The sequence below is a fragment of the Asticcacaulis solisilvae genome (genome assembly GCF_017875235.1).
Taxonomy (GTDB): Bacteria; Pseudomonadota; Alphaproteobacteria; order Caulobacterales; family Caulobacteraceae; genus Asticcacaulis; species Asticcacaulis solisilvae_A.
In genome coordinates this window covers 227,301-239,981 of record NZ_JAGGMI010000007.1, presented here as the reverse complement: position 1 = coordinate 239,981, position 12,681 = coordinate 227,301, and the positions used below count along the sequence as shown (strand labels likewise).

The 12,681-nt window shown below is 61.8% G+C and carries 10 protein-coding genes; 3 read left to right on the top strand and 7 right to left on the bottom strand.

The features are described 5' to 3' along the window. Positions 1-359: 359 nt before the first annotated feature. The gene (locus tag J2X24_RS13790) at positions 360-869 is read left to right on the top strand and encodes a hypothetical protein (protein ID WP_245344687.1); all 510 of its coding nucleotides are present in this window, start codon (positions 360-362) and stop codon (positions 867-869) included. Between the two features lie 126 nt (positions 870-995). Here J2X24_RS13790 and serA read toward each other — a convergent pair whose 3' ends face one another. Then, on the bottom strand, positions 996-2,921 hold the full coding sequence (serA, locus tag J2X24_RS22945; RefSeq protein ID WP_209722627.1) for a phosphoglycerate dehydrogenase: 1,926 nt from the start codon (positions 2,919-2,921) through the stop codon (positions 996-998). Between the two features lie 219 nt (positions 2,922-3,140). Here serA and J2X24_RS13780 point away from each other — a divergent pair, with 219 nt between their 5' ends. Further along, on the top strand, positions 3,141-4,049 hold the full coding sequence (locus J2X24_RS13780) for an Hsp33 family molecular chaperone (protein ID WP_209722624.1): 909 nt from the start codon (positions 3,141-3,143) through the stop codon (positions 4,047-4,049). A 182-nt stretch (positions 4,050-4,231) separates the two neighbouring features. On the opposite strand, the gene phoB is transcribed toward J2X24_RS13780, so the two are convergent. From phoB to proB, 5 genes are all read right to left on the bottom strand, one after another. Continuing rightward, on the bottom strand, positions 4,232-4,921 hold the full coding sequence (gene phoB / locus J2X24_RS13775) for a phosphate regulon transcriptional regulator PhoB (RefSeq protein ID WP_209722621.1): 690 nt from the start codon (positions 4,919-4,921) through the stop codon (positions 4,232-4,234). Positions 4,922-4,930: 9 nt separating this feature from the next. Beyond that, complete coding sequence (phoU, locus tag J2X24_RS13770; protein WP_209722767.1) at positions 4,931-5,626, bottom strand: phosphate signaling complex protein PhoU; 696 nt, start codon at positions 5,624-5,626, stop codon at positions 4,931-4,933. 136 nt (positions 5,627-5,762) lie between these two features. After that, positions 5,763-7,250 carry an ATP-binding protein gene (locus J2X24_RS13765; protein ID WP_209722618.1) on the bottom strand — a complete coding sequence of 496 codons (1,488 nt, stop codon included), beginning with the start codon at positions 7,248-7,250 and terminating at the stop codon, positions 5,763-5,765. Positions 7,251-7,517: 267 nt separating this feature from the next. Next, complete coding sequence (locus tag J2X24_RS13760) at positions 7,518-8,792, bottom strand: glutamate-5-semialdehyde dehydrogenase (RefSeq protein WP_209722615.1); 1,275 nt, start codon at positions 8,790-8,792, stop codon at positions 7,518-7,520. 246 nt (positions 8,793-9,038) lie between these two features. Then, positions 9,039-10,202, bottom strand: a complete 1,164-nt coding sequence (gene proB, locus J2X24_RS13755; protein WP_404977829.1) for a glutamate 5-kinase — start codon at positions 10,200-10,202, stop codon at positions 9,039-9,041. 116 nt (positions 10,203-10,318) lie between these two features. Between proB and thrC the strand changes: the two genes are divergently transcribed. Then, positions 10,319-11,701, top strand: a complete 1,383-nt coding sequence (thrC, locus tag J2X24_RS13750) for a threonine synthase (protein WP_209722613.1) — start codon at positions 10,319-10,321, stop codon at positions 11,699-11,701. Here thrC and J2X24_RS13745 read toward each other — a convergent pair. After that, a complete protein-coding gene (locus J2X24_RS13745; RefSeq protein ID WP_209722610.1) occupies positions 11,682-12,680 on the bottom strand; it encodes an aspartyl protease family protein in 999 nt (332 codons plus the stop codon). The genes thrC and J2X24_RS13745 overlap by 20 nt on opposite strands. Position 12,681 lies beyond the last annotated feature (1 nt).

Genomic DNA, 12,681 nt, shown 5'->3' with positions numbered 1-12,681 from the left:
AACAGGCCGGGTGGGACGAAGCATGCGCGTGTCACGGACTTCGAAAGAAAGAGGGCAGGACGTCTTTGCTCTGACGGCCTTTTTGTCGCTGGCGATATGTACCCGATGGACGGGCATATCTCACGCGGCCAGCGCTGAAGTGATGGAGGAACCACCACAAGAGTTATCTCGCGGATGCGAGACGGCTTAAATGCCTATGCTGCGACGAAATGTCAAGGTCATTGATTTGTGCAAATTTTGCACGCACCAACCCTTTGTAAACCTTACGGGCGTAATGTGGTGAACGGGCAGAGTTGACCTCGGGCCGCGTATTTTCGCGCCAGGCGCCCCCCATCCAGAGAATTTTAAAGGAAGTTCGAATGTCTTCGCCGCTGCGCCCTGCCAACCGTTCCACGCCCTCCGCAACACCGGGCGGTACGCGTATGTCGGCCACGGCCAAGGTCGAGATCATCCAGCCGTCGGACTACAGCGACCGCCGTTCCGAACCGCGCGCCGCCTGCGACGACCGCGGCGCCCTGCTTTTCCTGTCCAGCCAGGCGGTCATCCAGTGCCGCATCCTCGACCAGAGCCCCAGCGGCGCGCGCGTTGCGTTTGAAAACAACTGTGCCATCCCGGCCGAGCTGTGGCTGATCGACCTCGACACCAATATGGTCCGTCGCGGTGCGTCGGCCTGGTCGACGCCAACCCGGATGGGCCTGAAGTTCAACTTCGTCCAGACCCTGGTCCCCGGCCAGGCCCGCCCCGCCAAGGTGCCGGAACCCGTGTTCGATGCCTGGATGAAGCTCAGCGGCCAGACTTCTGCGGAAGCTCCAATTGAAGACGCCCGCGACGATACGTCCGACGACGACAACGTCTTTTTCCTGGATTAACTCCGGGCCTGTAAGCCGCAATGGCGTGGCGAAAACCGTTAGCTCGCGAGACACGAAGCGGAGCGTACTTGAGTACGTGAGCATCGTATCGCAGCGAGATGACGGTTTGCAGACCGCCAGTGTGGCTTACACGAGGGAGCGGAAGCGCAGGGTCCCGTTGACGGCCTTCAGATCTTCGAGCGCTTCCTTCGGATAGCCCTTGTCGATATCGACAATGACGTAACCCAGGTTTTCCGTCGTCTTCAGGTGTTGGGCCAGGACGTTCAGCTCGTACTTGGCCATGATCTGGTTGATCGCCGCCAGCACGCCCGGCACGTTACGGTGCAGGTGCAGGAAGCGGTGGCGGCCTTCGACTTCCGACAGCTGGACGTGCGGCATGTTCACGCTGAAGGTCGTGTCGCCACGATTCAGGAAGCCCAGCAGGCGCTCGGACGCGAACTCGGCGATCGCCTCCTGCGCCTCTTCGGTCGATCCGCCGATGTGCGGCGACAGGACCGTGTTGCGGCGGCCCATAAGCGCGCTTTCGAACGGATCGTCATTGGTGCGCGGCTCTTCCGGGAAGACGTCAATGGCTGAGCCGTAGATCTTGCCGCTGTCGATGGCGGCGGCCAGGGCTTCGATATCGACGATATGGCCGCGCGACAGGTTGATGAAGATCACCCCGTCCTTCATGCGCGCGAACTGCTGGGCGCCGAACAGGTTCTTGTTCTCGGCGCGGCCGTCGACGTGCAGCGAGATGACGTCGGCTTCAGCCAGCAGCGCATCGAGCGAGCGGTAGCGGCGGGCATTGCCCAAGGACAGCTTTTCGGCCAGGTCGTAATAGATGACGCGCATGCCGAAGGCCTCGGCCAGGATCGACAGCTGCGAACCGATAGCGCCATAACCGATGATGCCCAGCGTCTTGCCGCGCACTTCGTGGGCGCCGGTCGCCGACTTGTCCCACTTGCCCTTGTGCATGCCGACCGACTTGTCAGGGATGTTGCGGGTCAGCATGACGATCAGGCCGATGACCATTTCCACCACCGACCGCGTGTTGGAATAGGGCGCGTTGAAGACGGCGATGCCCTTTTGCGAACAGGCCTTGAGGTCGATCTGGTTAGTGCCGATGCAAAATGCGCCGACGGCCATCAGCTTGTCGGCGGCTTCGACCGCCTTGGCCGTCAGATTGGTCTTGGAACGCAGGCCCAGGATGTGCACGCCCTGCAAAGCCTGGATCAGGTCGTCTTCGTCGAGCGCGCCCTTGACGGTCGTGACGTCATAGCCTTCCTCGCGGAAACGGCGGACGGCCTCGGGGTGGATATTTTCGAGCAGCAGGACCTTCAGCTTGGAGCGCGGGAAGGAGTAGCGGCCCTGATAGCCTTCGGTGTGCAGCACTTCGTCGAACGAGGCGGCCACTTGCGTCGCGTCGCAGCCTTCGGTCGCGGCGATGACCTTGGGCCGCGTCACATTTTCGGTAAAGGCGTAGAAGCGCTCGGCGGCGCCGCCCTTGTAGACTTCGTAGTCGGTCCAGCCGTCGCCGACCATGACGACGTCACCGTCGAGCGTCAGGCCGCGCACGGCGACGATCTTGCCGCCGTCCTGGCTGAGCGGGTTGGTCAGGTCGAGGCCGATCGCCACGCCCTCCTCGTTCCAGGTCAGCCGGTTGGCCAGGACGTATTCCGGCGCGATGCCGAATTCAGCGACGACCGGGTCGATGAAGTCGTGGAAGCCGCCCGAGATGATGCGAATCTTGCCGGGATGCTCGTTAAAAACGGCGCGGTTGCGTTCGATCGACGCGCTGATCTTGGTCTTCAGCACCTCGACCAGCGAGGCGATGTCGTCGCGCGTCGGCTTCAGGATGCGCACGCGGCGCTGCAGGGCGTCGGAGAAGCTGATCTCGCCCGACATGGCCTGATCGGTCAGGGTGCGTATCTGTTCGACATCCGCGGCGCGCGCCGGATCGGCGGCGGACAGCAGTTCGGCCAGGATGTCGAGCGCCTCGACCTGGGTAAAGGTCGAGTCGAAGTCGAGCACCAGGGTGGCGAGGTTAGGCTGATTGAAACTTGCATTCATGACCGAAACGCCCATATGGAGACCCTCGGGGCTAAAAGCCGCTATTGCTCGCCCCGATACATTTGCGCCGCAGATAAGATAAAAGCGAGGTCGGCACAACCGGCTTAACCCTTTATTGTGGCAGTTCGCGGTGCAATTCTCTAAATTCCGGCCCTGTCTGACGGCAAATCCTGAAAACAGGTAAAATCTGTAACGGCCCTAAAGGTTTCATGCGTTTCCATGTCTGATCCGTCCACTGTTGTTGAAGACTATTCCGCGCGCTTCGTCATCGAAACGCATCCCGTCCACGGCCGCCTGGTGCGGCTGGGCGACACGCTGGACCAGATCCTGAAGGCGCACGACTATCCGGACGTCATCGCCAACCTTTTGGGCGAAGCCTGCGTGCTGGCCGTCCTGGTCGGCGCGTCCTTGAAGTTCGAGGGCCGGCTGATCCTCCAGGCCCAGGGCGACGGCGCCGTGCGCTACGTCGTGGCGGATTACGATACGCGCGGGGGCTTACGCGGCTTCTGCCGCTACGACGAAGGCGAGCTTAACGACCTGATCGCCAGCAATGAAGGCAAGTTCCAGAGCCTGGGCGCGCAGGCGCTGCTCGGCAAGGGCACCTTTATCATGACGCTCGATCCGGAAAACAATTCCGAGCGCTACCAGGGCATTACCCCGATCGAGGGCGAGAGCCTGTCCCTGTGCGCCGAGCATTACTTCGCCCAGTCCGAGCAGGTGCCGACCCAGGTCAAGCTGGCGGTCAGCGAGATCAACGGTCCCGGTGGACCGCAATGGCGCGCGGCCGGCGCCATGATCCAGGCGATCGCGGGCGACGCGACGCGCGGGGAAACGCGCGACTCGTTCGACCATATCCGCGCGTTGTTCGAGACGCTCGGCGAAGAGGAGCTGACCGATTTCGACCTGCCGGCCGATCGCCTGCTCTATCGCCTGTTCCACGAGGACGGTGTGCGCCTCTCAACGCTCAAGACGGTCTATAAGCTCTGCCGCTGTTCGCAGGAGCGCGTCGAAGGCTTGGTGCAGTCCTTTACCGAACAGGAACAGAAGGACATGCTGGAGCCCGACGGCAAGGTGCATATCACCTGCGAATACTGCTCGAAGACCTTCCTGGTCGACCTGCCGGAATAGTCTTCGCGCTGAGACAGGGCTAGAGCGATATGGCGAAAAGTGTAAGCGGTTGTCGCCTTAAATATCGCGACAAAACAAAAACTTAGATCGGTATGGTGTTTCCACTTAAAATCATACCGATCTAGCCCCTCGTCCGGTTCGCCAAGGCGAACCACCTTCTTCCCGCAAGCAGGGAGAAGTAATTACCCTTGAATATCCAAAGAGTAACCGGCCGAACGTACCGTTCTAATCGGATCGAACTCTTCCTTATCGTTCAGCGCCTTGCGCAGGCGGCCGATATGGACATCGACCGTGCGGGCTTCGACATAGACGTCATTGCCCCAGACGGCGTCGAGCAACTGCTCGCGCGAGAAAACGCGGCGCGGATACTGCATGAAGTGGTCAAGCAGCTTGTATTCCGTCGGCCCCAGGTGGATGTCGCGGCCGGCGCGCTGGACGCGGTGCGACAACCGGTCGACCGAGATTTCGCCGAACTCGACGCGGTCTTCGCTCAGGCCCGGACGGATACGGCGCAGCACGGCGCGGATGCGCGCCATCAGCTCGACCATCGAGAATGGCTTGACGACATAGTCGTCGGCGCCGGTATCCAGCCCGCGGATACGATCGCTTTCTTCTGAACGCGCCGTCAGCATGACGATGGGCAGGTTGCGCGTGGACGACTGCTGGCGCAGGCGGCGGCAGACCTCGATGCCCGACACCTTGGGCATCATCCAGTCGCAGACCAGAAGGTCGGGCTGGCGCTCCTTGATCATCACCAGGGCTTCGTCGCCGTCGCTGGCAACTCCGACCTCATAGCCTTCCTTCTCAAGATTGTAGTTGAGCAGGGTCGACAGGGCGTCTTCGTCTTCGGCGATGATGATATAGGGCTTCATGATCTCACATCAGGTTGGGCTTAGGGTGTCGCCTTTCGGGCGGTCCTCGACGTAATCTTCGCCTGTCAGTTCGTAGTGGATATGCTCGGCCACGTTGGTTGCGTGATCGCCGATGCGTTCCAGGTTCTTGGCCATGAACAAAAGGTGCGTGCAGGCCGAGATGGTGCGCGGATCGCCCATCATGTAGGTCAGCAATTCGCGGAACAGGGCGTTATAGTGTTCGTCGACCTCGGTATCGGTTGCCCAGACGCTCTGGGCCAGGTCCAGCTTGCCGCCCTTATAGGCGTCGAGCACGTCACGCAGGCGCGACGAGACCAGCTTGCCCATGCGCTCGATCGAACGGGTGATCGGCGTCATCGGCTCGGCTTCGGCGATGACCAGGGCGCGCTTGGCAATGTTCTTGGCGAGGTCGCCGGTACGCTCAAGCGAGGTCGCGATCTTCATGGCGGCCACTGTCTTGCGCAGGTCGTTGGCCATGGGCTGACGCAGGGCGATCAGACGGATGCACTTGCGCTCGACATCCTTTTCCAGCTCGTCGAGACGATGATCGCGCTGGACGACACTCTGGGCCAGGGCGACATCACGGCGGGCGACGGCTTCGACGGCATCGGCAACCTGGGCTTCAGCGAGACCACCCATCAGAACCACCTCAGCGCTCAGTTGATCCAGCTCTTCCTCGTAGGTCTTGACGATGTGCGGATTCATCTTGCTGAACTGTACCACGGCTGTATTCCTTCGGGCGTTTAGGCGAATTCTGTGACAGTTTTATTATAGGCATGGCTGCATGTGAAAAAACCATGAAAACATGGTTACAATGCGCCTAATACACAGGTCTCAGGCCCTAACCAGCATCTTTGAGAGGTTCGACAAGTCGCAGCCCTGCTGCCGAGCCAAAGGCGCGGCTCTGCGGGAAATAGGCCGTAAAGGCGGTGAAGGTCGCAAGACCTGAACCCGGCAGCGGCGTGACGTTGTCACCATCGGCGTCGATCATGACAAGATCTTCGGCTGCGCTTTGGGTTCCAATCGATTCGACGACAAGGCCACCGCGGTGTCGATTGATGATGTGCTTGACGATGGCCAGGCCTAATCCGGTACCGAGGCGGTCACCGCTCTTTTGTCCTTCGACGCGGTAGAAGCGTTCGGCGAGACGCGGAAGGTGCTCACGGCGGATGCCAGGCCCTGCGTCGCGCACGCGCAAGATCGCGTAGTATTCGTGCACATTGCGGTCGGGCCTGAGCAGGACCAGCTTGGATGCCATCGGATCGGTCGCTGCAATCGCCTGGGTCAGGGTACGATCAAAGACAACCTCGATGGCGACCTCCGATCCCTGAGGCGCGTATTTCAGAGCGTTGTCGATCAGGTTCTGCGCCACCTGAAGGATTTGATCGCGATCCCCTATGACGGGGTAAAGACCTGGTTTTGGTGTTTCCAGGCGGAAACCGACACCTTTTTTCTGCGCAATCAGGCTTAACCCCTCGACTACATCCTTCACCGCGAGAACGAGGTCTGCCTCACCCGACGGCGGTACATGTTCGTTGAGTTCAATGCGTGACAAAGACAAGAGATCGTGGATCAGCCGGCCCATGCGGTCAGCCTGGACGGCCATGATGGTCAGGAATTTCTCCCGTGCCGCTTCGTCGTCTTTCGCCGGCCCGCGAAGCGTTTCGATAAAGCCGGCAAGCGAGGCCAGCGGCGTGCGCAGTTCGTGGCTGGCATTGGCCAAAAAATCAGCGCGCATCTTCTCCATGCGGCGCATATCCGTTTCGTCGCGCATGACGAGCAAGGCAAGGCGCTGCTCCGCGTCCCCGACCGGCAGGGGACTGGCAAAAGCGCGCCAGTATTGTTCACGCGCGCCGCCGGCAGTCTCGAAAGTTGTCGATCGCGATATACCGCCAAACAACGCCTCATCAACGCATTCCAGCACTTCGGGTGTCCGGATGGCGCTGACCAGCAACCCGCCCTGACTTTCAACCTGAAACACCTTTTGTGCGGTCGCATTGGCGAAGACGATCCATCGGCCGGCGATATCGTTGGGCTCGAACCCCGAGACGATCAGGACCGGGTCGGGAATGGCGCGCAGCACTTCCTGGAAACTTGGCCCCTTGGGTTGGACCTTGACCTGGATTTCCGGCGTTTTCAGTTGATCGATGCGGTCGTGAAGGTCGTTTTGCTGCCCCCAGAAGACAAGCAACGTGTAGATGATGGTTAGGGCGGCCACGCCCACGGCGACAGGCCAAAGTGGCGGAACGAACATCATGACGATGACGCAGCCCAGGCCGATCCACGTGCCAAACGGCACAATGCCCCACAACGAACGCCGCCTGATCATATCTGTTTTCGAAACCATTCCTGATCTTGAGGGCTTTTTCGAAAAAGCTCAAGATCGACACGCTGACTACTGATCGCGCTCCGGCTCCCCTGCGGAATGCACGTTCAAGGGAGGAGGCGTGTAACCGCGTTCGGCAACGTTTTCATGACAGTTTCATTGCAGGCGCACGTTAAGCGATAACATAGCCGTGACAATAGGTTGTAGTTAATGATCTATGCGTGGTCGCATTTCCTACGATCAACCGGTGACCGCTTGAGCTGGAAATGCTTATGGCCGCGTCTGACCGTTGCCACGCACAACATATTTGAACGTCGTCAACTGCTCGGCCCCTACCGGCCCGCGCGCGTGCAAACGATCGGTCGAGATGCCGATTTCCGCGCCCAAGCCGAACTCGCCGCCGTCGGCATACTGCGTCGAGGCGTTCCAGATAACGATGGCCGAATCGACCTCGTTCAGGAAGGTCTCGGCGGCCTGCGCGTCCTCGGTGATGATAGCCTCGGTATGGCCCGAGCCATAGGTCTTGATGTGGGAGATGGCCTCGGATTCGTCCCTGACGACGCGGATCGAGATGATCGGAAGCAGATATTCGGTCTTCCAGTCCTCTTCGGTCGCGGCCGCCATGGCGTGGATCGCGCGGGCGCGGTCATCGCCGCGCAGTTCGCAGCCCTTGGCCTCAAGCGCTTTGGCAATTCGCGGCAAAAGCGTTTCCGCCACAGCTTCGTCGATCAGCAGGGTCTCGGTCGCACCGCAGACCGAGACGCGGCGCATCTTGGCGTTCAGCGTGACGGCGACAGCCTTTTCCGGATCGGCGGCGGTGTGGACATAGGTGTGGTTCAGCCCTTCGAGGTGCGCCAGGACCGGCGCCCGCGCCTCCTTCTGGACGCGTTCGACCAGCGAGCGGCCGCCGCGCGGAATGATCAGGTTGATCGTGCCGTCAAGGCCGCCCAGGATAAGACCCACCGCGTCGCGGTCCGAGGTCGGCACCAGTTGCACGCAGGTGTCGGGCAGGCCGGCGGCGCGGAAGCCGTCTTCGAAGGCGGCATAGATGGCCAGCGCCGAATTCAACGCCTCCGAACCGGTGCGCAGGATGGCGGCGTTCGACGAGCGAACGCACAGCGCGGCGGCATCGGCCGTCACGTTGGGCCGGCTTTCATAGATGATGGCGATGACGCCGATCGGCGTCGAGACGCGGGCGATATCGAGGCCATTGGGTCGCGTCCAGCGCGCCAGGTCGCGGCCGACGGGATCGGGCAGCGCCGCGACCTCTTCCAGACCTTTGGCCATGGCTTCGACGCGCGCCGGATTGAGGATCAGGCGCTCGATCATGGCTTCGGTCAGCCCCTTGTCACGGGCGAACTGCTGGTCTTTTTCATTGGCGGCCAGGATGCTCGCTTCGCGGGCGCGGATCGCCTTGGCGGCTTCGATAATGGCGCGCGTGCGCACATCCGGGCCGGCCAGACGCAGAGCCTCGGCGCCGAGCTTGGCCTTGGCAGCCATGTCGGTCATCAGGTCATTCAGCGTGCGTGTGCTCTGGTCGTCCATCTTGGCAATCCTTTGTCAGTCGAAGGCTATATAGCGCAACCGTCGCAAAAGACGACCGTTTCATCGGAAATCAGCGCAGTTTGGCGGGAATCTGGCGGAGTTTGGCGTCCCTAGTCCCCTCTCCCTGCTTGCGGGGAGAGGGATAGGGTGAGGGGCATTGCAGCAGAAACAGCACGCCCGGAAACAGTTTCTGCCCCTCATCCGGTCCTTCGGACCACCTTCTCCCCGTGAAACGGGGAGAAGGAATTAAATCATCGCCATGTCGTCGCGATGGATGACTTCATCGCCTGACGTATAGCCCAGGATAGCCTCGATGTCCTTGCTGCCCCGGCCGCGAATAGCGCGGATATCCTCGGCATTGTAGCTGACAATACCGCGGGCGACTTCCTGGCCAGCACACGAAACGATCGATACCGTGTCGCCCTTGTCGAAGCTGCCCGTGACCTCGACAATCCCCGAGGGCAGCAGCGACTTGCCATTATGCAGCGCCCGCACCGCCCCCTCATCGAGCATCAGCTTGCCGGCCGGCACCACCGTCCCGGCGATCCAGGCCTTGTAGGCCGCGCTCAAAGACGCCTGCGGCTTGAACAGGGTAAAGCGCGCGCCCATGGGACCGCTCAACGACGACAGCGGCTGCACCACAGCGCCGAAGGCAATCAGGGTCGCGCAGCCCGCAGAGCCGGCGATCTTGGCGGCCGCGATCTTGGTCGCCATGCCGCCGGTGCCGACCCCGGCCTGCGCATTGGCGCCGCCGGCCATGGCCTCGATGCGCGCATCGAGCTTTTCGACGAGGGCGATGTGCTGCGCGTCGGGATTGCGGCGCGGATCGTCCGTATACAGACCATCTATGTCCGACAGCAGGATCAGGGCCTCGGCCTTGACCAGCTGCGCCGTCCGCGCCGCCAGACGGTCATTGTCGCCATAGCGGATTTCCTCGGTGACCACCGTGTCGTTTTCATTGACGATCGGTACGCATTTCAGGTCGAACAGGGTCTCGACCGTGGCGCGGGCATTGAGCCAGCGCTTGCGCTTTTCGGTATCCTCGCGGGTCAGCAGGACCTGGGCGGTCTTTAAGCCGACAGCGCGAAACGCCTCGTCCCAGGCGCTCATCAGCAGGGGTTGTCCGGCTGCGGCGCAGGCCTGCTTTTCGTCGAGCTTCAGCTTGGCGCGCGTGACGCCCAGATAGCGGCGGCCGAGCGCGACCGCGCCCGAAGAGACGAGGACGATGCTCTTGCCCGTCGCCGCCAGCGTTGCGATATCGCGCGCCAGACCGGCCATCCATGCCCCGTTGGGACCGCCCGACGGCTTATCGACCACCAGGGCCGACCCGACCTTGATGACGATCCGTTGCGCGTTCAGCAAAACATCCGGCAGAGGCACAGGCGTGCTCATATTCGTCTGACCGGCCATGTTTCGCCTTTTCTAAGCGGATTGAAAATGTTACGGGCGGCGCCGTGCTGGCGCGCTTGTACTGACATGGCGCAGCCTTCGCAAGGCCTTAGGTTTTCAGCGGAACTGGTAACAAAATGAACTATATAGGCACGCGCGGATTTACGGGTTCGAAGACCTTCGCCGATGCCCTGCTCGACGGCCTGTCGCCCGATGGCGGCCTGTACCTGCCGGACAGCTATCCGGTACGCAACGCTTCCGAATGGTCGGATCTGGCGCGCGACTACAGCAAGCTGACCCAGACCCTGCTCGACGATTTCCAGGCCGATACGGTGGGCGCGGAAGCCGCCAAGGCCGCCGTCACCGCCACGACCAACGCCTTCCTGCGCGCCGACGGCCAGGTGCCACTGACACAACTGGATGACAATCTGTGGATGCTTGAGCTGTGGCACGGCCCGACCCTGGCCTTCAAGGACATGGCCATGCAGATGATGGCCGAGCTGACCAGCGGGGCCCTGCGCGAACGCAATGAGACCCTCACCCTGGTTACTGCTACCTCCGGCGACACAGGCGCCGCCGCGGTGCGCGCCTTTGCCGGTGCCGATCGCGTCCGCCTTGTCGTCTTCCATCCGCTCGGTCGCGTCTCGCCGGTCCAGCGTTTGCAAATGACGACGGTCGAGGCCGACAATGTGCTCAATGTCGGTATCGAAGGCGACTTCGACGACTGCCAGAAGATCGTCAAGACCCTGCTCGGCAACGCGGCCTTGAAAGAACGCGGCCTGATCAGCTCGGTCAACTCGATCAACTGGGGCCGCCTGCTGGGCCAGGTGCCCTACTATCTCGCAGCAGCCGCCGCTTCGGGCGCCGATAAGCCGGAATTCGTCGTGCCGACCGGCAATTTCGGCGACGCCTTCGCCGGCTGGGTCGCGCGCTGCATCGGCGGCAATGTCGGCCACCTGCACGCCGCCGTGAACCAGAACGACGCGCTCAACCAGGCGATCAATGACGGCCGCTATGTTCGCCGCCAGGCCGTCGAGTCCGCCTCGGTCAGCATGGACGTGCAGGCGCCGTCGAACTTCGAACGCCTGGTCTATGAAGCCTCCGGCCGCAGCGCCGCCACGACCAAGGCCTTGTTCGACACCTTTGCCACGACCGGCGCGGTCACCCTGTCGCCCGAGCTGCAATCGGCGCTGAAGGCCGAGGTTACCGCTTCGACAATCAGCGAAGACAAGACCGCCGAGACCATCGCCCACGCCTATAAGGCCTATGGCAAGGTAATTTGCCCTCACACCGCCGTCGCCCTGGGCGCTGCGCTCGAACGTCGCGAACCCGGCAAGCCGCAGATATTCCTGTCAACCGCCCACGCCGCCAAGTTCCCGGACTTCGTGCAAAGGGCGCTCGGCTTCGCACCAGAAGTACCCGAAGCCATCCAGGCACTGCACGGCCTGCCCGAGCGCATCACCGAACTGAAGATGGACGAGGCCGCCGCCCTCGATCTGGTCAAGGGCTTTTCGGCTTAAACGTCCATAAATAGGGCAAGGTCCTGCCGCCATCGCGCGTCTTCAAGCCAAAGCCCCGGTCGTCGTCGAAGCAGATGCCGAAACGCCGCAATGTGCGCATGCCGATGACACCGTCGGACCGTTCACCGCGCAATGGCCCCGTCCTTGGCTGACCCAGGCTGACGGGCGTTGCTTCTATGGTGTACGCTCCCAGCTTAAGGTTGGGGACCTTGACCGTGCGGCGGGGCACGCGGACGCTGCTGACATCGAGCGTGTGTCCCGTGGCGATGACCGGATAACGATCCCATAGCTTCAGCCGTGTAACGCAATCGCTGTTCAGGCTGATTTCGGCACTGGCGCCAGTATCCACGAACAGCTTCAGCGGCATACCATCGAGCGTAACTTCAACCAGCACCTTGTGGTCGTCATTCGAATCTTGCGGCAGACGCTGCGACGGCAACATGTGATAGGCGCTGAAATCCGGCCTGCCATTTTCGTGGATGCGGAGTTCGGCCGCTTCGAAATCGAACTCCGTCGGCCAGCCGGTCACGAAGCCCGCGCCCAGCATGCCTTTTGCGTCGGCAAAAGGCGGCCTGCGCAGGCCGACAAAAAGCATTTCCTTGTAGAAATAGGTGTCTTCGATCCCGATATCGCGGATGACATAGACGGGACTGATCTCGACGCCACCGACACCCACGACGCGGATCTTGGTCCTGGCCATAAGCCCCAGTTCGGGCGCCAGCTTGACATTGATACCATTGACCGGCGATCCAGTGTCGATGACAAAGCGATAAGGCCCCTTGTCACCGAACGATACCGCGAGATGCGGCAGACCGGCCCCATTGAACTGGATCGGAATGCGCAGCGCGTCCTTTGCCTGCGTCCCCTGCGGCAGGAAAAGACCGGACAGCCCCAGAAGTGCGTGACGGCGTGACAGCATGGCCGGACTATAGCCGGTTCCAGACGGCAAAAAAGAGGCGGCATCTATGCCACCTGGCATC